18 protein-coding genes, 16 tRNA genes and 2 rRNA genes are annotated in these 22535 nt (G+C 39.9%); 3 read left to right on the top strand and 33 right to left on the bottom strand.

The annotated features are described in order from the left end of the window. Positions 1–27: 27 nt before the first annotated feature. Positions 28–357: a hypothetical protein gene (locus J2Z26_RS00180; RefSeq protein ID WP_193537674.1), complete on the bottom strand. Its 330-nt coding sequence runs from the start codon at positions 355–357 to the stop codon at positions 28–30. Positions 358–625: 268 nt separating this feature from the next. Here J2Z26_RS00180 and J2Z26_RS00175 point away from each other — a divergent pair, with 268 nt between their 5' ends. Further along, positions 626–868, top strand: a complete 243-nt coding sequence (locus J2Z26_RS00175) for an ABC transporter (RefSeq protein ID WP_193537676.1) — start codon at positions 626–628, stop codon at positions 866–868. Between the two features lie 116 nt (positions 869–984). Further along, the gene (locus J2Z26_RS00170) at positions 985–1611 is read left to right on the top strand and encodes an LbetaH domain-containing protein (protein ID WP_193537678.1); all 627 of its coding nucleotides are present in this window, start codon (positions 985–987) and stop codon (positions 1609–1611) included. A 67-nt stretch (positions 1612–1678) separates the two neighbouring features. On the opposite strand, the gene J2Z26_RS00165 is transcribed toward J2Z26_RS00170, so the two are convergent. Continuing rightward, entirely contained in the window at positions 1679–2938 is a 1260-nt protein-coding gene (locus J2Z26_RS00165; protein ID WP_193537680.1) for a mechanosensitive ion channel family protein, read from the bottom strand. A gap of 215 nt (positions 2939–3153) precedes the next feature. On the opposite strand from J2Z26_RS00165, the gene J2Z26_RS00160 reads away from it, so the two are divergent. Then, positions 3154–3639, top strand: coding sequence for a hypothetical protein (locus tag J2Z26_RS00160; protein WP_193537682.1), 486 nt, complete (start codon positions 3154–3156; stop codon positions 3637–3639). 122 nt (positions 3640–3761) lie between these two features. Here the strand turns inward: J2Z26_RS00160 and J2Z26_RS00155 are convergent, their stop codons facing one another. The 31 genes from J2Z26_RS00155 to J2Z26_RS00005 all read right to left on the bottom strand — a co-directional run. Then, on the bottom strand, positions 3762–4928 hold the full coding sequence (locus J2Z26_RS00155) for a dipeptidase (protein ID WP_209794264.1): 1167 nt from the start codon (positions 4926–4928) through the stop codon (positions 3762–3764). Between the two features lie 19 nt (positions 4929–4947). Further along, positions 4948–5904: an ABC transporter ATP-binding protein gene (locus tag J2Z26_RS00150; protein WP_193537686.1), complete on the bottom strand. Its 957-nt coding sequence runs from the start codon at positions 5902–5904 to the stop codon at positions 4948–4950. Then, the gene (locus tag J2Z26_RS00145) at positions 5901–6881 is read right to left on the bottom strand and encodes an ABC transporter ATP-binding protein (protein ID WP_193537688.1); all 981 of its coding nucleotides are present in this window, start codon (positions 6879–6881) and stop codon (positions 5901–5903) included. The genes J2Z26_RS00150 and J2Z26_RS00145 overlap by 4 nt, the downstream gene beginning before the upstream one ends. Before the next feature lie 30 nt (positions 6882–6911). Continuing rightward, entirely contained in the window at positions 6912–7814 is a 903-nt protein-coding gene (locus tag J2Z26_RS00140) for an ABC transporter permease (RefSeq protein WP_193537690.1), read from the bottom strand. A 3-nt stretch (positions 7815–7817) separates the two neighbouring features. Then, a complete protein-coding gene (gene nikB, locus J2Z26_RS00135) occupies positions 7818–8750 on the bottom strand; it encodes a nickel ABC transporter permease (RefSeq protein WP_193537692.1) in 933 nt (310 codons plus the stop codon). Next, positions 8750–10417: an ABC transporter substrate-binding protein gene (locus tag J2Z26_RS00130; protein WP_193537694.1), complete on the bottom strand. Its 1668-nt coding sequence runs from the start codon at positions 10415–10417 to the stop codon at positions 8750–8752. Before J2Z26_RS00130 ends, nikB begins: the two co-directional genes overlap by 1 nt. A gap of 11 nt (positions 10418–10428) precedes the next feature. Beyond that, positions 10429–11877, bottom strand: coding sequence for a serine hydrolase domain-containing protein (locus J2Z26_RS00125; RefSeq protein ID WP_193537695.1), 1449 nt, complete (start codon positions 11875–11877; stop codon positions 10429–10431). A 127-nt stretch (positions 11878–12004) separates the two neighbouring features. Further along, positions 12005–13144, bottom strand: a complete 1140-nt coding sequence (gene menC, locus J2Z26_RS00120; RefSeq protein ID WP_193537698.1) for an o-succinylbenzoate synthase — start codon at positions 13142–13144, stop codon at positions 12005–12007. 38 nt (positions 13145–13182) lie between these two features. Further along, positions 13183–14190, bottom strand: coding sequence for a dipeptidase (locus J2Z26_RS00115; protein ID WP_319638069.1), 1008 nt, complete (start codon positions 14188–14190; stop codon positions 13183–13185). After that, the gene (locus J2Z26_RS00110; RefSeq protein ID WP_193537700.1) at positions 14187–15095 is read right to left on the bottom strand and encodes a MurR/RpiR family transcriptional regulator; all 909 of its coding nucleotides are present in this window, start codon (positions 15093–15095) and stop codon (positions 14187–14189) included. The genes J2Z26_RS00115 and J2Z26_RS00110 overlap by 4 nt, the downstream gene beginning before the upstream one ends. Positions 15096–15143: 48 nt before the next feature. Further along, complete coding sequence (locus J2Z26_RS00105) at positions 15144–16289, bottom strand: M20 peptidase aminoacylase family protein (protein ID WP_193537702.1); 1146 nt, start codon at positions 16287–16289, stop codon at positions 15144–15146. Position 16290: 1 nt separating this feature from the next. Then, positions 16291–17127 (bottom strand): GNAT family N-acetyltransferase, encoded by an 837-nt coding sequence (locus J2Z26_RS00100; protein WP_193537704.1) that lies wholly within the window; start codon positions 17125–17127, stop codon positions 16291–16293. A 335-nt stretch (positions 17128–17462) separates the two neighbouring features. Then, the gene (locus tag J2Z26_RS00095; protein WP_319638070.1) at positions 17463–18488 is read right to left on the bottom strand and encodes an alpha/beta hydrolase family protein; all 1026 of its coding nucleotides are present in this window, start codon (positions 18486–18488) and stop codon (positions 17463–17465) included. A gap of 247 nt (positions 18489–18735) precedes the next feature. Next, a tRNA-Leu gene (locus J2Z26_RS00090) sits at positions 18736–18816 on the bottom strand. Between the two features lie 38 nt (positions 18817–18854). Continuing rightward, positions 18855–18940: transfer RNA gene (locus J2Z26_RS00085), tRNA-Leu, on the bottom strand. A gap of 23 nt (positions 18941–18963) precedes the next feature. After that, positions 18964–19037 (bottom strand) — tRNA-Cys (locus J2Z26_RS00080). 3 nt (positions 19038–19040) lie between these two features. Beyond that, positions 19041–19115 (bottom strand) — tRNA-Gly (locus tag J2Z26_RS00075). Positions 19116–19119: 4 nt separating this feature from the next. Then, positions 19120–19194 (bottom strand) — tRNA-Gln (locus J2Z26_RS00070). A 40-nt stretch (positions 19195–19234) separates the two neighbouring features. Beyond that, positions 19235–19310, bottom strand: a tRNA-His gene (locus J2Z26_RS00065). 16 nt (positions 19311–19326) lie between these two features. Continuing rightward, positions 19327–19400 (bottom strand) — tRNA-Trp (locus tag J2Z26_RS00060). Positions 19401–19418: 18 nt separating this feature from the next. Continuing rightward, positions 19419–19503 (bottom strand) — tRNA-Tyr (locus J2Z26_RS00055). Between the two features lie 13 nt (positions 19504–19516). Beyond that, positions 19517–19592, bottom strand: a tRNA-Thr gene (locus tag J2Z26_RS00050). 24 nt (positions 19593–19616) lie between these two features. Further along, positions 19617–19692: transfer RNA gene (locus tag J2Z26_RS00045), tRNA-Phe, on the bottom strand. A 6-nt stretch (positions 19693–19698) separates the two neighbouring features. Next, positions 19699–19774, bottom strand: a tRNA-Asp gene (locus J2Z26_RS00040). Between the two features lies 1 nt (position 19775). Next, a tRNA-Met gene (locus J2Z26_RS00035) sits at positions 19776–19852 on the bottom strand. 42 nt (positions 19853–19894) lie between these two features. Beyond that, positions 19895–19970: transfer RNA gene (locus tag J2Z26_RS00030), tRNA-Val, on the bottom strand. A gap of 12 nt (positions 19971–19982) precedes the next feature. After that, positions 19983–20057: transfer RNA gene (locus J2Z26_RS00025), tRNA-Glu, on the bottom strand. Between the two features lie 16 nt (positions 20058–20073). Beyond that, positions 20074–20165: transfer RNA gene (locus tag J2Z26_RS00020), tRNA-Ser, on the bottom strand. A gap of 4 nt (positions 20166–20169) precedes the next feature. Continuing rightward, positions 20170–20244, bottom strand: a tRNA-Asn gene (locus J2Z26_RS00015). 31 nt (positions 20245–20275) lie between these two features. Next, a 5S ribosomal RNA gene (gene rrf / locus J2Z26_RS00010) occupies positions 20276–20391 on the bottom strand. A 108-nt stretch (positions 20392–20499) separates the two neighbouring features. Further along, positions 20500–22535, bottom strand: a 23S ribosomal RNA gene (locus tag J2Z26_RS00005); the annotation flags it as partial.

The following is a 22535-nucleotide window of genomic DNA, read 5'->3' as shown; positions in this document are numbered from 1 at the left end:
CCTAATTTCTTTCATTACACATAGTAGCTAAGCTGTTATCTCTTTTTTCTTCATAATTTGATAGATTAACACAATGAAAATTCCAACTAGCACTACCATTAGAAAACATGCAAAAACAGGAGAAAGGAGATTAACACCAAAAATAGTAACAATTGTAGCTTCTACGAAAAAGGGCTGTACCATTAATAAATTTGGGACAAACGCAATCATTGCATTTTTACTAATAGAAGAAATGAGGACTATTACTAACGAATAACATAGTGCTCCTAAAACATGCACTCCCATTAATAGTACATATGCAATATAGATACTTTTTTGTATGGCTATTTTATATAGTTCAAACTTTAACAACTGCATGTACAGAATCTCTCCTCGTCTATTATTTGAGACCACCCTGACTTTACCTGATAGCTATCAAGTTTAAAATCTCATCCATTTATGACGAAGTAGAGTAGAAAAAAGATTTAACTATATTATTTTTTTGATTTATTTTTTCCGTGACTAATAAAAAAATACAATTCCCTCGTACTATAGCCTCTTTTTGTACAAACTCAAGCAAACTCTCAAACGTCAGCATACTATATTTTTGAACAACCATTCCTTTCTTGAAAGGGGGTGAATTTTTATGAACAATGTTCAACCAAGATGTAGCATTTTTGAACTATTCCTTGGTTTCTTAACAGGTTTGGTTTGGTTACTACTATCTGTATTGGGAACACTTACCGGCTTTTTGGGATTACTAGGGCTCGGAGGTATTATTGTTGCAGCTATAAGCCTTATCATTGGTATCATTGGCTTTCTTGCTTTTCTTCTCTTTGGATTATGCATATTCAAGAGAGTGTGGCGCTGTTGCAAAAGTGGATGCTAGAGGATAGTCTAAGCAAACTACTTGTAGACAGTCTCATTATAGGAGACTGTCTTTTTCTTTTTCACACTAGGCGATTACCCAGCATAGTATGGGATGTAATTGAAAGGAGTGGGCGTATGTATAAATATCCTGTCATCATGGCTAATCCACCAGTTGAAGAGGTTACAAGCATTAGTTATCCTACCATTAGTCCAAAGGCCGTAATCGGAACAGATTCTATGATCATTGGAAACATCACCATATCTGATGATGTGTTTATTGGCTTTAAAAACCTCTTACGTGCGGATTCAGGCTATCCCTATTATGTTGGTCCTTATACAAATATTCAGGACAATGTTTTAATGCATGTACATCCAGGTAGAGAGCATGTGACAGTTGGTGCTCAGAAATGGGGAGTATTTTTAGAAGGAGAAAACAGTGTGCTTCACCATGCCTGTGTTCATGGCCCATTATTTATTGGTCGGAATACATTTGTCGGACAGCATGCTAATATTTACGATGCAAAAATTGGTCGGGATTGTGTCATCATGCATGGAGCAACCGTTACAAACGGTGTGAAAATTGCTGATAACCGTTTTGTTGCACCCGGACAGTCTGTATGGAAACAAGAAGACGCAGATGCATTACCACCTGTCCCAGAAAAACATAAAGATTTAAACAGAAGTATTGTAGATCATTATTATCGACTCGGAAAGTCTTATTTAAAAAATACACCGCTTGCGTTCTCATATCGTACACAATAAGGGGCATGGGGAAGGCCACTGTGGGTTTTTAACCGAAGTCCATCCCCTATTACCCATAATTTAAAGGTTAATAATCTACTTCCCTACCCATGATCTTTTCACCTACTATACTTTTCAAATCATTCCCCGAAGGATTTTGGAATACTCTCAATCCGAATTCAGGTGCCACTGCAAATAAGTGATCAAAAATATCTGATTGAATGGATTCATACACATCCCACCGTATATCACTTGTAAATGCATAAATTTCGATTGGCAAGCCATGTTCCGTTGGTGCCAATTGTCTGACGAGCAAGGTCATGTTATCTCTAATTCCTTTGTGATTTTGGAGGTAATGAGTTACATATGCACGAAACACACCGATATTTGTAAGTGCCCGGCCATTCACCGGATTGTTCCTGTTTATCTCATGTTTCGTATTATATTCAGCGATTTCATGTTGTTTAGTTGTTATGTAAGTGGAAAGATAGTGTATATGTTTGAACTTCTCAATCATGTCTTCCGTGCAAAAACTTATGGTATTAGTATCGATAAAAATGGACCGCTTGATTCGGCGACCACCTGACACCTGCATCCCTCTCCAGTTTTTAAAAGAATCAGATACAAGAGCATAGCTAGGAATGGTCGTAATCGTTTTATCAAAGTTTTGTACCTTTACGGTATTTAAAGAGATATCAATAATGTCTCCATCAGCTTCGTACTTCGGCATTTCAATCCAATCCCCAACACGTACCATATCATTAGCAGCAAGCTGGATTCCGGCTACGAGCCCTAAGATTGAATCCTTAAAAATTAATAAGAGCACAGCGGATAAAGCACCAAATCCACTGAGAAGTAGAAACGGACTCTCACCAATCAGGTTGGCAATAACGAGAATGCTACCTAAGGTGAAAATTATGATTTTAGCTACCTGAATATATCCCTTAATCGGCTTGGTTTTTGAGATTTCAAACGTTTTATAAATATCATTGAATGAATTTAACACGTTATTAATCACAAGTAATCCCACAATAATGATGTAAGCAATAACTCCTTTTTCAATCCAATACTGCTGCTCTGGAAAACTTCCTGCAAAGTAATAAATAATAATGGCTGGCACAATGTGAGATAGTCTATGAAAGACCCTTCTCTCCAAAAATATATCATCCCACTTGAAATTATTGTTCTTAATAAAATGGGTGATAAATCTCATGACGATTTTTTTTGTGATATAGTTTGCAACGATACTAAGGATAACTACAAATAAAATCAATAGAAAACCAGCCATATACTCAGCAAAGTTAGGATCCATCCCATATTCGACTAGTTGATTGTGAATAATCTTCATTGTTTCCCTCCCCAAAAATTTATCTTTTCTCTTTAATAAGAACTCTAGATTATTATGTTCTGTAGTTTGGATTTTTAACGTTTTAAAACAAAATACAAACTTATAACACAGGTAATCAAGCTCACATCAAAACTTCAGTAGAATAAAATTTTCGATTCTACCACCTTAAATCATACCACTATTTGGTAGAATATTACTTGGGAGGTGTTTCAAAAGTGACAGGTAAAGAAAATACCGTAGCAAAAGCACTTATGATCGTGGGTTATTTGGCTATCGTTGTTGGAATGATAACAGGATTCAGTTATGGCAGTCAGGAAGAATTAGGTGAACTAAGAGGCGTAATAGGTCTATCATTATTTGTTAGCGGTATCATATGGGGAATTGTATTCTTCGGATTCTCTGAAGTTATAAAGCTACTACAAGGAATTTACAATCAAGGTATACCAAAAAGATCAGTTATAGATACTCTAAAAGAGCAAGGGTCGTCAGCAACGTTAGAAGTAAACGAGAACAAAGTGGAAGCTCGAAGTGTATCGGAAGTAGCACGCAGAGAGATAGATGAATTCTTCAAAGATCGAGGTAACACTGTTCAATCTATTTTACTTACCGATAGAGAAGACTTCTATTTAGTAACGGTTGACGGTGAAGAAGTGGTTGTGGAGTTAGGTGGGTTTAAACCGATAATACGGGCAAAGCGATAACAGAGAGGGCTATCGAAGACAAGGGTCATGTACTTTCCATTTGTTCGAGTAATACTAGAAGGGACAGGTTTGGTTTATCCAGCTCCAAAAGTGCTAGAAAGACTTTCCTGTCCCCCTGTTCCTCACCATACCTTCTCTATCACCCTCATCCAATTCTCACCTAGAATCAGTTTAATTTCCTCATCCTTGTACCCTCTGCTTACTAAGCCTCTAGTAATGTTAATTGCTTCAATATATTGTTCAAATCCTAAGAGAGAGTCGGTTGATGGTAATTTGTCTTCTTTTCGGAATCCGATGGTTGGTGCAATTTTTGTTGCAATCAATTCTTGGACAAATAATGGCATGTTCATTGGCCAATCAGTGCCAATCCCAACATGTTCTACTCCGACGAGCTTTACTAAATGATCGACATGATCTAAGAAGTCATTCATATCTGGTCTTTCTTTTTCCTGATTTAGAAATTGCGGTACTGTCACCAATCCTATGACTCCACCTGTTTTTGCAATCGCTTCAAGAGTGAAATCATCTTTACCTCTAGCGTGTCCACTTACATCTTTACATGCTGTATGGGAGGCGATGACTGGTGCATCTGAAATTTCACAAGCATCTAAAGTAGACTGTCTACCTGTATGCCCTGTATCAACTAAAATTCCTAATTCATTCATTCTCTTTATAAATTTCACACCGAAATTAGAGATACCGGCGTCATTCCGCTCTGTACAGCCCGATCCAACATGATTATGCATATTATAGGTTAATTGAACCACTCTAAGCCCGAATTTATACATCATTTCAAGATTATCTAAATTCGTACCAAGCCACGCAGTATCCTGGGTCGTCACCATCCCTGCTACTTTCCCTTCACGTTTGGCCTGACGAATATGTTCACCTTTCGTTGCTTTTAAAAGCCAGTCAAAAGAGTCAAATTGCTGTTGAACTGCAGTTAAATACTTAATTGATTCCTCCATAGAACGACTATCTTTGCCACCTGAAATTTGTCTATTTCCAGCCGTTATTCCGGAAAGTAGCCAGCTTTCCTTAAACTCCGGTAATTCACCCCTGGCTGCCATGTTAGATGATTCGAGCATAATCTGGAACACATATTCACTTGGGTCATTTACAAACCTTTCACATCTTTTCTTCAATTCTTCTGTTACTTCTTCTGTGAAATTGACTGGTGACATAGGCCCTTGAAAGAGCATATCAATAATGATACTTTCTTCATGTAACCGTTTGGCTCTTGCCTCTTGCTCTGCTGATAAATCAAAGTCGAATAAATGAATGTTCAATCCGTCCATCTCCCTTTCATCACACCAAATGGCAAGCGATTTGCCTACCTTCAACATTTCTAATCTCTGGCTTAGCTGATATACAGATATCCTGTGCGAAGGTACATCGAGGGTGGAATTTACATCCTGAGGGTGGATTTGCTGGTGATGGGAGCTCACCCTTAAGAATGATCCGTTCTTTTACATCGTCAGGATCGGTTTTTGGAATAGCCGATATCAAGGCTTTGGTATACGGATGAAAAGGTTTTTCAAATAACTCATCTTTATCAGCCACTTCAACCATTTCCCCTAAATACATCACCCCTACTCGGTGGGCAATGTGTTCTACTACCCCTAAATCATGTGAAATGAATAGATAAGAAAGACCGAGTTCTTCCTGTAAATCTTGTAAAAGGTTCAAAATCTGTGATTGAACAGAAACATCTAATGCAGATACTGGCTCATCTAAAACAACAATTTTAGGTCTTAAAATAATGGCTCTTGCAATGCCTACTCTTTGACGTTGGCCTCCAGACATTTGATGTGGAAAACGAGTTAAATGACTTTCTGATAACCCTACCAGTTTCATTGTTTCGCTTAACAAATGTTCGTGCTCACTCCGAGGAATCTTATGGGCAATTAATGGCTCTGATAAAATTTCCCTTATCGTTAATTTCGAATTCATACTGGCCATTGGATCCTGAAAGACCATTTGTATATCTTTACGGATGTTGTTCATTTCCCTTTTAGACAGTTTCGTGATATCTTTACCTTGAAAAATCACTTCACCACTTGTAGGTTCAATTAGCCTTAACACACAGCGGCCAGTTGTTGATTTTCCACAGCCTGACTCACCAACAATTCCAATTGTTTCTCTTTCTTTTAATTCCAAGCTTACACCATTAACCGCATGGACATATTGATTAGGTTGAAACCATGCTGATTTTGCTTTGAACTTTTTTTCTATGTTTTTAAGTTCTAGTAGAGTCGTTGTCATATAACCTCCTCCTTCCTCTCGTATAACCAGCATCGACAGGCAGTTTGCCCCTCAATTTCCAAAAGAGGAGGAACTGTACTTCGGCAAATATCCATTGCTTGTGGGCAGCGATCTACAAATCGGCAACCAGGTGAGTACTCATCAGGAGTTGGAACCTGACCGACAATCGATTTCAATCTTCGTTCCCCTTTTGATTGATGAGGTGTTGACTGGATTAAGCCTACTGTATATGGGTGTCTTGGATTCCGCAGTAACGTTCTTGTATCTGTTGTTTCAACAACCTGGCCCGCATACATGACAACGACTCTGTCACACATTTCTGCTACCACCCCTAAATCATGTGTTATCAGTAGAATTGACATCTCTAAATCTTCTTTTAACGAACGTAACAAATCTAAAATCTGAGCTTGGATTGTCACATCAAGTGCTGTTGTTGGTTCATCAGCAATAAGCATCGTTGGTTTACACGCAATGGCCATTGCAATCATGACACGCTGCTTCATCCCTCCCGATAACCTATGAGGATACTCATGAAAAATTTCATTTGCTCTTGGGATTCCAACTAGATTTAGAAGTTCCACAACCTTTTGTTTTACTTGTGTACCCTTTATTTTTTCATGCTTTTCAATGACTTCACCAATTTGTGTTCCAATCGTTAAAACTGGGTTTAAAGATGTCATAGGATCCTGAAAAATCATAGAAATCTCTTTTCCTCTGATTTTCCTCATTTCTTTTTCTGTTTTACTTACTAGATTCGTATTTTTATATAGTACTTCTCCACTTGAAACTTTCCCATGCTTATCTAGTAACTGAAGGATAGAAAGTGAAGTAACACTTTTCCCACATCCTGATTCCCCTACAATTCCTAAAACCTCGCCTTTTTTCAACGAAAAATGTACATCATCGACAACCGTTAGCGGACCGTTCTTCGTTTCAAATTGAGTAGTCAACCCATTTACTTCAAGTATATTTGACATCTGTTCTTCCACCTCCTTATGTCTGATCATTTATCGTGATGATTTCGGGTCAAAAATATCTCGCAATGCATCTCCTAAAAAATTGACTGCAAAGACTACCATTGTGATGGCTATACCAGGAAAAGTAGCCAACCACCAAGCATCATACATATAGTTTTTTCCTTCAGCAAGCATGGTACCCCATTCTGGAGTTGGAGGTTGTGCACCTAAACCGATGAAGCTAAGTGCTGCCGTATCTAAAATCGCAACTCCGATAAAAAGTGTTGTATACACTAACAGTACACCCGCTACGTTAGGTAGAAACTGCCTTCGTAAAATCCAACTATGTGAACTGCCAATTGAACGACTAGCTTCCACAAATTCAGACGATTTTATTGATAGCGCTGTTCCTCTTATCAATCTAGAAAAACCCGGTATTGATGCCACACCGACTGCTATCATTGCATTTGTTAGGCTTGGTCCTAATATAGCAACAATCGCTAACGCTAAAATGATACTTGGTAAAGCTAGCAAAATATCCATAATTCGCATTAACACATTATCTACCCAACCTCCAACATAGGCACTTACTAATCCTAGAAATGTACCAATGAAAAACGTTATTGATACAGCTAACAAGGAAACGCTTATCGTAACACGAACACCATAGATGAGACGTGAAAGAACATCCCTTCCAATCGCATCTGTTCCTAATAAATGCTCTTTATTCGGCGCTTGTAAAATCGATTCATAAAACTGCTTCTCTGGGTCAAATGGTGCGAGTATTGGGGCGAATATTCCAATAAGGACAACGATGAATAGAAAGATAATGCAAACAAATGCTCGTTTATCTTTGGCTAACTTTTTTAATGTATCCGACTTAATTTTTATTGGATACTTATGTGTAATTCGTGCTTGGATTGGTTTGAAGGTTTCTAGTTTTACTTTTGCCATTCATCACGCCTCCTTTGTCCCAATTTCCACTCGAGGATCAATGATACTGTATAATACATCTACTAAAATATTCATACTGACATACACAACACCCATAAATAAAACAATCCCTTGAATTAGAGGAAAGTCTCTCGACATGATTGCACCAAGTGCTAAAGTACCAAGACCTGGCCAGTTAAATACTTGCTCAATAATAACTGTCCCGCCGAGTAAAGCTGCCATCTGCAATCCGACAACTGTTACAACAGGGATTAATACATTTCGAAGCGCATGTCGAAATAAAATAAGACGATCATCAAGTCCTTTTGCTCTTGCCGTTCGAATGTATTCATTTGATAGAACTTCAACCATACCATTCCTAGTCAGCCTCATAATCATTGTTGATGCAACGACACCGAGAGTAATTGACGGTAGAATAAGGTCTCGTAAACCTGTACCATTTGCAATCGGAAACCAACCAAGTTTGACTGAAAACACTAACACTAATAAAATTGCTAACCAAAAGCTTGGAATCGATATACCTAAAGTAGCAAAAACAGTACAAAGTTTATCAATGAATGAATCTTTAAATCTAGCAGCTAATATTCCTAGAGTTATCCCAATGACTACTGCAACAAACAAACCAAAAACTGCTAATTTCACTGTTTCAGGAAAACGGTCTATGATTTCGGTCAAGACAGGCCTACCTGTTTTTAGAGACGTTCCAAAATCTCCTTGAAGTGCATTGGTGATGTATTGCCCGTATTGAACCACAAGGGGCTTATCTAGCCCCAAGTGGTTATTTAATTTTGCAACCTGTTCAGGTGTTGCATTTATTCCAAGCATAATCTTAATAGGATCACCCGGAATAAAATGAATTAACAAGAATGAAAAGATGGAAATGCCAAAGATGACTAGAATACCGGATAAAACCCGATTAATAATGAACTGCTTCATTACTGCTTCACCCAGCTATCGTGGAATTCAATATAAACGTTATTCATTTTCACATCTTGCACTCTACTATTTACAACATAAAAAACTTTCTCGGCGTAAATTGGTACCCAATATGCGTTTTCAACAACAATCTCTTGAACACGGGCATACACTTTTCTTCTTTCCTCTGGGTCAATGGTTGTTCTACCCATATCTAAATAATCGTCTAACTCTTTATTTTTTACTCGAACGTGGTTTAATCCACCAATCTGACTCGAATGGAATAACAATGTTAAGATGTCAGGATCACCGTATGAGTAGGCAAGGAATGACATATCATAATCTCCCTGTGATACTTTTTCAATTAACGTTCCAGCTTCCATGGATTGGATATTTACTTTGATTCCGATATCTTTAAGCATCCCTTGAACCATCTGAGCTGCTTGATTATGCTGAGCCATGACTAACAGTTCAAATGTAAGTTCCTCCCCATCTTTCTCCATAACCCCATCACCATTTGTACTATAACCAGATTGTTCTAAAAGATTTGTTGCTTCATCAGGGTTCAATTTATGACCATATTTTTCCACATTTGGATCATAACCAAAAATAGTTGCTGGAATGGGACCATATGCAGGTGTACCTTCACCATTTAGGACAGCCTTAATGATGGCTTCTTTATTGACTGCCATATTGATTGCCTTTCTAACATTTAGATCTGAAAGCACTTCATTTTCAAGATTCATCTCTAAAAATAAACCTAGACCTTGGCGTTCAGCTTCTAAAATATAGAAATCAGGGTTATTACGATATCTTTGAACATCCTTTGGCGCAACATTCATTGCAACATCAATAGAACCACTATCAAGTGCAGCAAGCATTGTTTGCTGATCTTGAATAAATTTATAAACAAGCTGATCAGGATATGCTTTCCCTTGGTTTTCTAAAGAAGCTTGTGGCCAGTTAAAGTCATCATTTCTTTCTAATGTGATGGATTGTCCTGTTACCCATTCTTTGAAAATAAATGGTCCAGCACCAACTGGGTTTCTACCATAATTATCACCGTGTTTTTCAATGGCTGCCATAGATAATGGCTGCAGGTAGCCTCGACTTGATAAATTTCGTAAAAACGGTGCTGATGGAGCCGCAAGCTCAATTATAAATGTTTGATCATCCGGTGCAGATGTTGACTGAATGCCAGGTACAAGGCTTGCAGCTACTGTTGCACCAGTATCAGGATTTAAAATTCGGTCATACGTGTCTTTAAACACTTGAGCCGTTAAAGGAGTCCCATCTGTGAAAGTTACTCCTTGGCGAATTTTTAATGTAATTGTTTTACCATCTTCAGAAACCTGATAACTTTCTGCTAGATTTCCTTCTAATTCATTTGTTTCTGGATTTACCCCAAGCAGTGTTCCGCCAAGATGATGAGTAATAGCACTGGCAACCGCCATCGCTGTCTTATGAACGTCTAACGTATCAGGCTCTTCCATGGAACCGATCGTAATTGTGCCACCAGACTGAGGTTCAGAACTTACTTCAGGTTTAGTATTGTCAGAATCTGATGAATTATCTGAATTTTCACTGGGTGTAGAAGTAGAGTTAGTACTGCATCCAACAATAATAAACAAGGATAGAACCAGCATCATAAAAAACCAAATTGATTTACTCATCGCTTTAATCGCCATTTTAGTTCCTCCTATTTTACTTTAGGTACTTGCCTAAATCCAAATGCAGCGCGGACAACTTGGTTGTTATCGTCCTTTACAAAACGAAGGGAAAGCTCTGATTCTCTGAACCCAACCATAAATGTATCATTGCCAATTGGCTTTATATGTGAAAGTTCTAGCCCTTCCGCTTTAAGTTGGAGTTTACCGTCTTCAACAACAACCTCATATTTCGTTCCCTCTCCTGAAGCATATTCTCCTTCATATTGCTTTAACTCAGCTTCTGAAATGTCTATTACTTCGTAAGATAAATACGAGTCAGTGACTGATTTTCCTAACTGATCGGCAAATGCTGTTTCTAGTAGTTTCGTAGACGGTACTCCTGCTAGATTTGCAAAAGAAACTCCAGATAATCCTAGTTCAGGAAGGATATTCAATTGTGCTGCCACTCCTTTAAGAGAGCCACCATGTTCAACAAGCTTGTATCCGTAGTAATCAGGCGTAACCATCACACCATACCCATAGTAACGACCTTTATCGCACTCAATAAATGGTGTTGTGATTAATTCAACACTCTCTGGTGTTAAAATTTGAGCATTTCCAACTCTTCCTTTATTACGATAGATTTCTGCATATTTAAGCATGTCATTTACAGTTGATTTTAAAAATCCTGCTGCACGCATGGATGGCGCATCCCAAGGGTTATTCGATTCAAAGATAATCGTTTCACCGTCTTTTTTACGAGAGTTGTAGAGTGATGATACATCATCATGGTCAACTAACTCTTCTAGATGGAATACACTATTTTTCATTCCAGCTGGATCCAAAATATAGTCTTTCATATACTGTTCATAGGTAATTCCACTAACTCTCTCAATAATTGCACCTAAAAGTGAATAGCTATCATTCGAATAGCTAAATTCTGTTCCTGGTGCTCCCAATAACGTAAATTCTTGAGTTGCAATATCTGCCATTAACTCCTCAAACGTATCAACACTTTCATTTTGCTGCTCTGATGCAGCTTTCTCAACCGTACCTATATCACCTTCCGTTTGACCTTCATCCTCAAACTTCGGATCATTTGCAATACTCTTACTTAACGCCTTATATAGAGTCGGTAAGGGTGGTAACCCCGCTGAATGTGTCATGAAATGGTGAATCGTCATTTGTTTTGTGTATTCTTCATTAGGGGTTTTAAATTCTGGTAAGTATTTGACAACTGGATCTTGTACGTTTAATTTTCCTGTTTCGTGTAGCTGCATAATCGCTACACATGTAAATGCTTTTGTTACTGAACCGATTCCAAAAACGGTATCAGCTGTCAATGGGAGTTTGTTTTCGACATCGCGGTAACCAAAACCTTTATCATAGAATAATTGACCATCTTTTGCTAATCCAATTGAAAAGCCTGGTACATCAAACTTCTCACAAATCTCTTGGCAATATTGTTCAAATTCTCGAGTTACTGTTTTTTGTGTCATTTAAAAACATCTCCCTTTTCCCTAATTTTTTTATTATAAACTTGTATGTCTTGTACAAGTTACAACCATTATTTTAAAAACCTTATTGATAGAGCGTTGAAGCAATAAGTGAACTTTTTCCTGCTATTCAGGCCAATATGTTTTTATTTGAAAATACCGTCTTGCTTACTCGGTAATGTTCAAGTACTTTTCGGTTTACTTCATAGCCAATACCTGGTTTATTAGGCACATGAATCACACCATTTTCTACTATTACCTCAGGATCAATAATGTCATTTTCCCAATACCTAGAAGATCCTGCGGTATCACCCGGTATTACAAACTGAGGCAGCGTTGTTATCGCAACATTATGGGCGCGACCAATACCTGCTTCTAGCATTCCTCCACACCAGACCGGAATTCCTTGCTGTGCACAATAATCATGGATTTTCTTAGATTCCGTTATTCCACCTACACGGCCAATTTTTATGTTAATGATTTTACAACTACCTAACTCAATTGCTTTTCTAGCATCCTCGAAAGAATGTATGCTTTCATCTAAGCAAATGGGAGTAGCCAGTTCTGATTGCAATTTTGCATGATCGATAATATCATCGTGTGCAAGTGGCTGTTCAATCATCATCAAGTCTAAGTCATCCAGTTTTTTTAGAGTGTCAATATCATCTAATGTGTAAGCTGAGTTAGCATCAGCCATTAGCAAGATACTCGGAAAATGTCTTCTTACTTCCTTAAGCATTTCATAATCTGCACCAGGCTTTATTTTAACTTTCATTCGTTTATAACCTTCATTTACATAACCTTCGACTACTGAAACAAGATCCTTTGCTGTTGGTTGAATCCCAATACTGATTCCAACCTCAATTTGTTGCTTTGTCCCACCTAGTTCTTTGTATAACGGGTTACCATTTCGTTTAGCATATAAATCCCAAACTGCACCCTCTAATGCTGACTTTGCCATATTGTTTCTACGTATGAATTCGAACCGTTTCGACACTTCATCAGGATGGTTGATTGGTGATTCAAGTAATAATGGAATCAAAAATTGCTCCATCACATGCTTGTTTGTCTCAACTGTCTCCTCACTGTACCAAGGGCTTGAAAAAGCAGCTGACTCTCCAAATCCAATCGCACCAGTTTCATCCTCCATTTCAACCACGAAAAACTCCTTATCACTGAAGGTTCCAAAGCTTGTCGTAAATGGATCCTTTAGACGCATAACCATACGGTGAAGAGTTATTTCACGAATGGAGATTGTCTTTTGGGTCATGTTATCTCCTCCTTCTATCTTGTAGTAATAAAGCTAACTTACTTCATAAAGATTCTTTGAATATTTCCTCCTAATATGGCTTCAAGTTCAACTTGGGAATACCCCCTATTCACAAGGCCATCATACAGCTGAGGTATAGATTGATGACCTTTAACAATATCAAATGGTTTCCTTGGTAAACTTGCTAAATCATCAGGAGAGACATATTTCATAAAATCCTCACAAAGGTCAAGCCCTAGCGCCACATGTTCAACACCTGCCACCTTTACAAGATGATCAAGATGGTTCATCAATTGTTCCAAAGTTGAATCTTTATCCTCATCCCCGACGAGCATGCTGGCCGCATTCACACCAATCACGCCATTCGTCTTTGCTATTGCCTTTATTTGCTCATCGGTTAAATTGCGCATCGTAGAGCAGAGTGACCGAGCATTAGAATGAGAAGCGATAACTGGCTTAGTCGCCATTTCAATCACATCCCAAAACCCTTCATCATTTAAATGAGAAACATCAATGGTCATTCCTAGTTTTTCGGCTTCCGCTATTACCTTCACACCAAAGCTACTAATCCCTCCTTTTTTCCCTTCCTTAGTTGGCTGAAAGAAGCTGCCATCGGCTACTGCGTTTCGTCGACTCCAAACTAATCCTAGATTTCGAACTCCTAACTCATAAAAAACACGTAACAAGCTAAGGTCTGTCCCGATGGGTTCTGCTCCTTCTATCGAAAGGAGAAAGCCAATTTTGTTGGATTGCTTCGCTTTATTCATGTCTTCACCATTAAAGCAAATCATTAACTTATCAGGTGATTCGTTCACTTCTTCATATAGTGCACTAATTTGACTTAATGCTTTTCGTAGCCCCATTTCTGGTAAATAACCACTATCTACAAATAAAGCCGCGACAATGACATTCACACCACCTTCAATGAAACGTGGGTAATAGTCTGTCTCAATTACCTTTGTTCTACCTCTTTCTCTTTGGATTTGGACATCCATTAATAGATCAAAATGGCCATCTATTACTAATTTGTTATGTAGCACACTCACGAACTCACCTCATCTTCAGTAAGATTGACCTCAACATCTTTTGTACCTTTTATTGCAAATACATAATTTTCACTACTATGTTGGTCATAGCCAGCCATGTGTTTATGAACGATAGGGTTATCAGATGCAGCAATACTTGTTACTAGCAAGTTTAAAAGAGAAAATGTAGGTGTGATTCCTTTTAACGGAATAGGCGTTGGTGCAATAACTCTAAATAAAATATCAGCATATTGTCCAATTGGGGATAGTCTGTCATCCGTTATCGCAATAATACAAGCGCCTTTCTCCTTTGCTGCCTTTACAAAAGAAAGCGTCTCCCGAACGTATCTGGGGAAGGAAATTGCAACTACTACAGTGTCCTTACTCACCCTAGATAACAAATAGTTTGAATCCTCAATTTCTCCTCGGTACTGTGTCGTATTTCCAACAACAATGTTTAGAGCAAACATAAACCAACTCGCTGGACCATAAGAGGAACGAAACCCAAGCACAATGCGATTGTCGGCATTTATTAATTTTTCAACGGCCATTTGATATTGCTTAAAATCAATATCCTCTAATGTAGCTTTCACATAGGCATTATCTTGTTCTATTACATATTGAATTAGGTTTGTATCCTTTAAAGTGTGGGACATTTCTCGGAAATTCTCGATGGGGTTCGTTGATGAAGTATCTTCTAGTAAGCTTGATTGAATTTCCTTTTGCAGTTCACTGAATCCAGAGTATTCTAGGATATAGCATAGGCGAATGACGGTTGTTTCACTCGCCCCACATGCTTGCCCTATTTGTTTTGCCGTTTGAAAGGCAACTTCTTTTGGAAAGTCAATAAAGTATTTTGCGACTACTTTTTGTCGTTTCGTAAACTCGTTATATTTTTTTCTAATTCGATCTTTATATTGTTCCATTTAACGAATCCTTTCTGTGAGGAAGTGGAATTGTTTCTTTTGCGAATACTATTCTTTCTGCTCCATTACCTTCACAAGTGAAAGGCTTAAAATTTTAACTCCATTTAAGAGAGCATTCAGATTAAAGCTCATATTTGGATGATGTAATCCTGGTGATAGTCCAGTCCCTAAGCCTACCATTGTAGCCTGTAAGTTCGGATACGTCTGTTTGTAAAAATGAAAGTCTTCTCCACCTGGTGTAACTGGTGCTGGTACAAGTCCTTCTTCCCCTATTGCTTCAACTATTGCTTCTTTTACCACTTCCTCAATCTCAGGACTTGGTTCTGCAGCCACCATCGAGGCTTGAGGTTCAAGATTTACTTTAGCATAGTTGATTAACCCTGCTGTAATCGTAGCGTGACGAACTTTTTCAAGTAAATCAGTCATTACAGTATTATTCTCTGCTCTTACATCAATACCAAATTCCGCAAAATCTGGGATGATATTAAGGTTATTTCCACCTGCCTTGACCATTGTTACCTTTGCTGATGCTGAAACTGTTGGGTCAATTTTAATAGAATTTACAGCTTGAATGATTGCCGCAATTGAATCAGCAACATTAATGCCCAGGTTAGGCCTCGACCCATGTGCCTGTATACCTTTAACTTCACCCTTTAAAAGAGTCGTTGCTCCATGATAGATAGCAGGTGATGCTACACCAAATGGCATCTCCTGAATTGGACGAACATGAATACCCATAAGGTAATCAAGACCTGCCACTACTCCTGTTTCAATAATCGCTTTAGCTCCATTTCCAGACTCTTCTGCTGGTTGAAAGATAATCTTGATCAAGCCCTTTGGTTCAAAGCCAATTTCCTTTAGACATGTGATAGCATGAAGAACCATTGTCATATGTCCATCATGTCCACAAGAGTGGTTGGCCTTCCATTCTCCATCAACAAGCTGCCACAAAGCATCAATGTCTGATCTGATTCCGATTTTTGGTCCATCTTCTTTGTTTCCCCAGTAACCAACAACTCCTGTATGGTTATTAAAAGTTTTATAAGTTATGCCTAGTTGTTCTAGTTTCGAACATAGAAACTTAGTAGTCTCAACTTCCTTCCAACTTATTTCTGCATTCGTATGTAGATGATGATAAGTTGATTTAATCGATTCCTCGTTTTTCATCACCCAATCTTTTATAGCATGTATCACGTCATCCCTCCGTTAATGTATTTTCTACTACGTAAAAATGAATATCTGCATCTTGCTCTTTTTGCACTCTTTTGATGATATAGCCACATGATAATGCATTACTTAGTGAAGTTCTTACTGCATATCTCCAGGCAAATGCGACATCTGAATTGTGTTGTTTAATGAATTGAATGTTAGAAGGTACTGGAACACGGTATCCGTTTTGACTCAAATCAAAATTATGCTCTAGGGGTAGTGGGGTTGGAAATTCAATTCCATGTTCCCAATTAAGAAGTAATTGGTATTCATTATTTGTGTGGTTGCTTCCTGAGGTAAAAATCGCGTTTTCTACACGCTTTGAACAAATATCCCATTCTATTAACAATCGGTCTGTGGGAAGTCCTTTGTTCAATTTATCCTTCATTTCTCCATAGTAAGAAGGAATATATCGTTTAGAATAGGCTCCTAGCTTACAGAGATTAAAATAGCCATTCCTTATTTCTAATGGGTCATACGTCCAGACAATTTTTTTATATCCTGTATTTATTGCCCATTCTCTTTGCTTAATCTTAAGTTCGTAGCCAATTCCTCTATTCTGGTATTCTGGTAAAATACCTGTCATATGAGAAACTAAATAGGCCTCTCCATCATTAAAGCCTGCAAATCCGTAACAAAATCCTACTAATTGCTCTCCAGCAAAGGCTCCAATTACTAACCCGCCATGATTAATAGAAGCTACTAATTGAGGTTGAGGAGAAACAACATCTTGACTCCAAATATCAACTTGGAGCGCAACTACTTTATTAATATCCTCCAACTGATCTATCCGTTTATATGTAATCGCTTTCATTTGATTCATTTTCCTTATCTACACCCCCAATTTGGATTCAATATCACACAGGGTACAATATATATTTAGAAGTTTACACTTTATTTCTTATTTCATTTTGAAGTGTTAGCTTTTTTTAAATTATAAACGAATACAAATAACAAAACAATATGAAAATATAAAAAATTCTAAATATTATATTTCAGGTTCTAGTCATATGGTCTTTTATGTAGAATAAACTATTTAGTTGTAGAGAAAATACTGAAAATCATTATTAAATAAAACTATAAACAGCAGGAAAAAGACCAACTTTATTAAGTCGGTCTTAAGTCTATCCACAAAAGATGCTGGTTTGCACCTTAACTTTATTTTTGTTTTAATATCCAATCACCAATATCCTTAATTACATTTAGATCTACGTTGCCTGGTACCATATACTCATCAATTGTTCCTTTTTCTTGTCCCTCATATTGAACAAAAAAGTGATTTAGCTTTGGATAGCTTACTAGAGTTACATTCTTATGTTCCTCTAATAATTCTTGCCACAGTTTAAAGTCCTTCTCATAGTAAACTTGGAAGTCGTCTTCACCTTGCATAATCAATATTGGCTTCTCTGCTTGTAAGATTATAGATTTTGCACTAAATTGCTCCATTTCCTTTAAGTAATATCCACCTATCCCAAATACAGTGGTTCTATTTGCCTCGCTATCCGTCATTTCTTGTAAAAGAAGTGCTTTTTCCAATTCTATCTCTATTAGCCTATCTTGTTGTTTTCTACTAGACTCACGCATTTCCTGCTTCTTTAGTGCAGCAATATTCTGGTCATAGGCAATTTCCCATAATGGTCTTGGAGAACTACCTAGCATAATAATACCTGCAAAATTTCCACCCTGCATATCTATTCGAGGAGCCAGCATTCCACCAAGGCTATGTCCGACTACAAACACCTTATTTTCATCTATACGATTATCTTTTTTTAGTAGTTGTGCTGCGCGAATTGCATCTTCGACTGTCTCCTCATATACAGTTATCTCACTAATTTGCTGTGCCATTTTATTACCATGAGCATACGTCCTTTTATCATAACGAATAACAGCAATACCCTGTTGAGCAAGGCCCCAGGCAATATCACGAAAAGGCTTATATGCAAATGCTGTTTCATCCTGATCACTCGGACCTGAACCGTGTATCAAAACAACAGCTGGAAGCGCCTCTTGATTATCTTTCGGTAGGGTTAAAGTACCATTTAACTCATATTCAGTATTTTCACCGACAATAATCTTCTCTTCCACTACTTCCTCTTTAAATACCTTCTCTTCATTTGCACATCCAGCTACAACCAGTAGCATTATTAACATTAACAACTTTTTACTAATTCGTAAAACATTCACTAAATGTCACCTCTATTTCAAAAAATAACGAGAAACTCGATAGAAAATATGTAAATAAGTGTCCTAATAGCTTATACGTTACAATTTATAAAAGGTTTCTTCCAAATTGTAATTGATGGTTTAAAGTGAATGTGAGTAGAATGCATTGATTATTTGAGCTAACAGTTATAGTTAAATGAGAACATAAAAAAACCTCACACAATTAAGTGTGAAGCTTGATTTATCAGCGTTTTTAGCTATCTAGTAATACCGGTGGCCGGGGTCGAACCGGCACTCCAGAGGAACACGATTTTGAGTCGTGCGCGTCTGCCAATTCCGCCACACCGGCAAAATATTGCCATTATTCGTATGTCTAAGTTGAAAATATGCCGAGGACCGGAATCGAACCGGTACGGTAGTCACCTACCGCAGGATTTTAAGTCCTGTGCGTCTGCCAGTTCCGCCACCCCGGCATGATAAAAAGGATGGTCTTTTTTGGAGGCGACACCCGGATTTGAACCGGGGATAAAGGTTTTGCAGACCTCTGCCTTACCACTTGGCTATGCCGCCGTCTGGAGCGGAAGACGGGATTCGAACCCGCGACCCCCACCTTGGCAAGGTGGTGTTCTACCACTGAACTACTTCCGCAAAATGGCTGGGCTAGCTGGATTCGAACCAACGCATGACGGAGTCAAAGTCCGTTGCCTTACCGCTTGGCTATAGCCCAATGAAGAAGCTCTATTGATAAAATATTATTTAAAATAAAATGGGGCGACTGATGGGAATCGAACCCACGAATGCCTGAACCACAATCAGGTGCGTTAACCACTTCGCCACAACCGCCATAGACAAAAAAATTTGGCAGGGGCAGTAGGAATCGAACCCACACCGGAGGTTTTGGAGACCTCTGTTCTACCGTTAAACTATGCCCCTATTAAGTTTTAAAAAAAATGGTGGAGGGGGACGGATTCGAACCGCCGAACCCGGAGGGAGCGGATTTACAGTCCGCCGCGTTTAGCCACTTCGCTACCCCTCCACAAAAAAAGGAATGGTGCCGGCGAAAGGAGTCGAACCCTCGACCTACTGATTACAAGTCAGTTGCTCTACCAACTGAGCTACACCGGCAAATTATTAATTTGTATTAAAAAATGGTGGCTCAGGACGGAATCGAACCGCCGACACAAGGATTTTCAGTCCTTTGCTCTACCAACTGAGCTACTGAGCCAACATATGGCGGTCCCGACCGGGATCGAACCGGCGATCTCCTGCGTGACAGGCAGGCATGTTAACCGCTACACCACGGGACCTTGGTTGCGGGGACAGGATTTGAACCTGCGACCTTCGGGTTATGAGCCCGACGAGCTACCGGACTGCTCCACCCCGCGATAATAAATATGAAACGTTATTTTCGCTTTGCGAAAAAACGTTGGTGGAGGATGACGGGATCGAACCGCCGACCCCCTGCTTGTAAGGCAGGTGCTCTCCCAGCTGAGCTAATCCTCCAGATGTGTTTAATGGTGACCCCTACGGGATTCGAACCCGTGTTACCGCCGTGAAAGGGCGGTGTCTTAACCGCTTGACCAAGGGGCCAATATATAAGTTATAGTGGCGGAGAGCAAGGGATTCGAACCCTTGAGACAGTGGTAACCGCCTACACGATTTCCAATCGTGCTCCTTCGACCACTCGGACAGCTCTCCAGAATGGCTCCACAGGCAGGACTCGAACCTGCGACCGATCGGTTAACAGCCGATAGCTCTACCACTGAGCTACTGTGGAATATTAGGAAATACTATTTATTAAAATACAAGCCTAGCAACGTCCTACTCTCACAGGGGGAAACCCCCAACTACCATCGGCGCTGAAGAGCTTAACTTCCGTGTTCGGCATGGGAACGGGTGTGACCTCTTCGCCATTGTCACTAGACTTATTTAATAAGACAATTTCTATTATAATATCTTTATAGAAATTATCAAGAGGAAATTTTTGTTCCTTCAAAACTAGATAACGATAAGACATTCAAGTAAAGAATAAGTGGTTAAGTCCTCGAACGATTAGTATCAGTCAGCTCCACACGTCACCGCGCTTCCACCTCTGACCTATCAACCTGATCATCTTTCAGGGTTCTTACTAGCTTGCGCTATGGGAAATCTCATCTTGAGGGGGGCTTCATGCTTAGATGCTTTCAGCACTTATCCCTTCCACACATAGCTACCCAGCGATGCCCTTGGCAGAACAACTGGTACACCAGCGGTGTGTCCATCCCGGTCCTCTCGTACTAAGGACAGCTCCTCTCAAATTTCCTACGCCCACGACGGATAGGGACCGAACTGTCTCACGACGTTCTGAACCCAGCTCGCGTACCGCTTTAATGGGCGAACAGCCCAACCCTTGGGACCGACTACAGCCCCAGGATGCGATGAGCCGACATCGAGGTGCCAAACCTCCCCGTCGATGTGGACTCTTGGGGGAGATAAGCCTGTTATCCCCGGGGTAGCTTTTATCCGTTGAGCGATGGCCCTTCCATGCGGAACCACCGGATCACTAAGCCCGACTTTCGTCCCTGCTCGACTTGTAGGTCTCGCAGTCAAGCTCCCTTGTGCCTTTACACTCTGCGAATGATTTCCAACCATTCTGAGGGAACCTTTGGGCGCCTCCGTTACATTTTAGGAGGCGACCGCCCCAGTCAAACTGCCCACCTGACACTGTCTCCCATGCGGATCACGCATGAGGGTTAGAATTTCAATACAGCCAGGGTAGTATCCCACCGATGCCTCCACCGAAGCTGGCGCTCCGGCTTCTACGGCTCCTACCTATCCTGTACAAGCTGTACCAAAATTCAATATCAGGCTGCAGTAAAGCTCCACGGGGTCTTTCCGTCCTGTCGCGGGTAACCTGCATCTTCACAGGTACTATAATTTCACCGAGTCTCTCGTTGAGACAGTGCCCAGATCGTTACACCTTTCGTGCGGGTCGGAACTTACCCGACAAGGAATTTCGCTACCTTAGGACCGTTATAGTTACGGCCGCCGTTTACTGGGGCTTCGATTCAGAGCTTCTCTTGCGATAACCCCTCCTCTTAACCTTCCAGCACCGGGCAGGTGTCAGCCCCTATACTTCACCTTGCGGTTTCGCAGAGACCTGTGTTTTTGCTAAACAGTCGCCTGGGCCTATTCACTGCGGCTTTTCTGGGCTATTCACCCTAAAAAGCACCCCTTCTCCCGAAGTTACGGGGTCATTTTGCCGAGTTCCTTAACGAGAGTTCTCTCGATCACCTTAGGATTCTCTCCTCGCCTACCTGTGTCGGTTTGCGGTACGGGCACCTCTCACCTCGCTAGAGGCTTTTCTTGGCAGTGTGAAATCAGGAACTTCGGTACTATATTTCCCTCGCCATCACAGCTCAGCCTTATGGAAAGCGGATTTGCCTACTTTCCAGCCTTACTGCTTGGACGCGCATATCCAACAGCGCGCTTACCCTATCCTTCTGCGTCCCCCCATTGCTCAAACGGTGAGGAGGTGGTACAGGAATTTCAACCTGTTGTCCATCGCCTACGCTTTTCAGCCTCGGCTTAGGTCCCGACTTACCCTGAGCGGACGAGCCTTCCTCAGGAAACCTTAGGCATTCGGTGGACAAGATTCTCACTTGTCTTTCGCTACTCATACCGGCATTCTCACTTCTAAGCGCTCCACCAGTCCTTACGGTCTGACTTCGCTGCACTTAGAACGCTCTCCTACCATTGATCGTTAGATCAATCCACAGCTTCGGTGATACGTTTAGCCCCGTTACATTTTCGGCGCAGAGTCACTCGACCAGTGAGCTATTACGCACTCTTTAAATGGTGGCTGCTTCTAAGCCAACATCCTGGTTGTCTAAGCAACTCCACATCCTTTGCCACTTAACGTATACTTTGGGACCTTAGCTGGTGGTCTGGGCTGTTTCCCTCTTGACTACGGATCTTATCACTCGCAGTCTGACTCCCATGGATAAATCTTTGGCATTCGGAGTTTGACTGAATTCGGTAACCCGATGAGGGCCCCTAGTCCAATCAGTGCTCTACCTCCAAGATTCT

The sequence above is a fragment of the Cytobacillus luteolus genome (assembly GCF_017873715.1).
Taxonomy (GTDB): Bacteria; Bacillota; Bacilli; order Bacillales; family Bacillaceae_L; genus Bacillus_BV; species Bacillus_BV luteola.
This window is presented reverse-complemented; position numbering and strand designations above follow the sequence as displayed.

Bases quoted from the DNA above. Each gene is read 5' to 3' on its own strand.
- J2Z26_RS00180 (WP_193537674.1), bottom strand. From the start codon at position 357: ATGCAGTTGTTAAAGTTTGAACTATATAAAATAGCCATACAAAAAAGT.
- J2Z26_RS00175 (WP_193537676.1), top strand. From the start codon at position 626: ATGAACAATGTTCAACCAAGATGTAGCATTTTTGAACTATTCCTTGGT.
- J2Z26_RS00170 (WP_193537678.1), top strand. From the start codon at position 985: ATGTATAAATATCCTGTCATCATGGCTAATCCACCAGTTGAAGAGGTT.
- J2Z26_RS00165 (WP_193537680.1), bottom strand. From the start codon at position 2,938: ATGAAGATTATTCACAATCAACTAGTCGAATATGGGATGGATCCTAAC.
- J2Z26_RS00150 (WP_193537686.1), bottom strand. From the start codon at position 5,904: ATGACAACGACTCTACTAGAACTTAAAAACATAGAAAAAAAGTTCAAA.
- J2Z26_RS00145 (WP_193537688.1), bottom strand. From the start codon at position 6,881: ATGTCAAATATACTTGAAGTAAATGGGTTGACTACTCAATTTGAAACG.
- J2Z26_RS00140 (WP_193537690.1), bottom strand. From the start codon at position 7,814: ATGGCAAAAGTAAAACTAGAAACCTTCAAACCAATCCAAGCACGAATT.
- nikB (WP_193537692.1), bottom strand. From the start codon at position 8,750: ATGAAGCAGTTCATTATTAATCGGGTTTTATCCGGTATTCTAGTCATC.
- J2Z26_RS00130 (WP_193537694.1), bottom strand. From the start codon at position 10,417: ATGGCGATTAAAGCGATGAGTAAATCAATTTGGTTTTTTATGATGCTG.
- J2Z26_RS00125 (WP_193537695.1), bottom strand. From the start codon at position 11,877: ATGACACAAAAAACAGTAACTCGAGAATTTGAACAATATTGCCAAGAG.
- menC (WP_193537698.1), bottom strand. From the start codon at position 13,144: ATGACCCAAAAGACAATCTCCATTCGTGAAATAACTCTTCACCGTATG.
- J2Z26_RS00110 (WP_193537700.1), bottom strand. From the start codon at position 15,095: ATGGAACAATATAAAGATCGAATTAGAAAAAAATATAACGAGTTTACG.
- J2Z26_RS00100 (WP_193537704.1), bottom strand. From the start codon at position 17,127: ATGAATCAAATGAAAGCGATTACATATAAACGGATAGATCAGTTGGAG.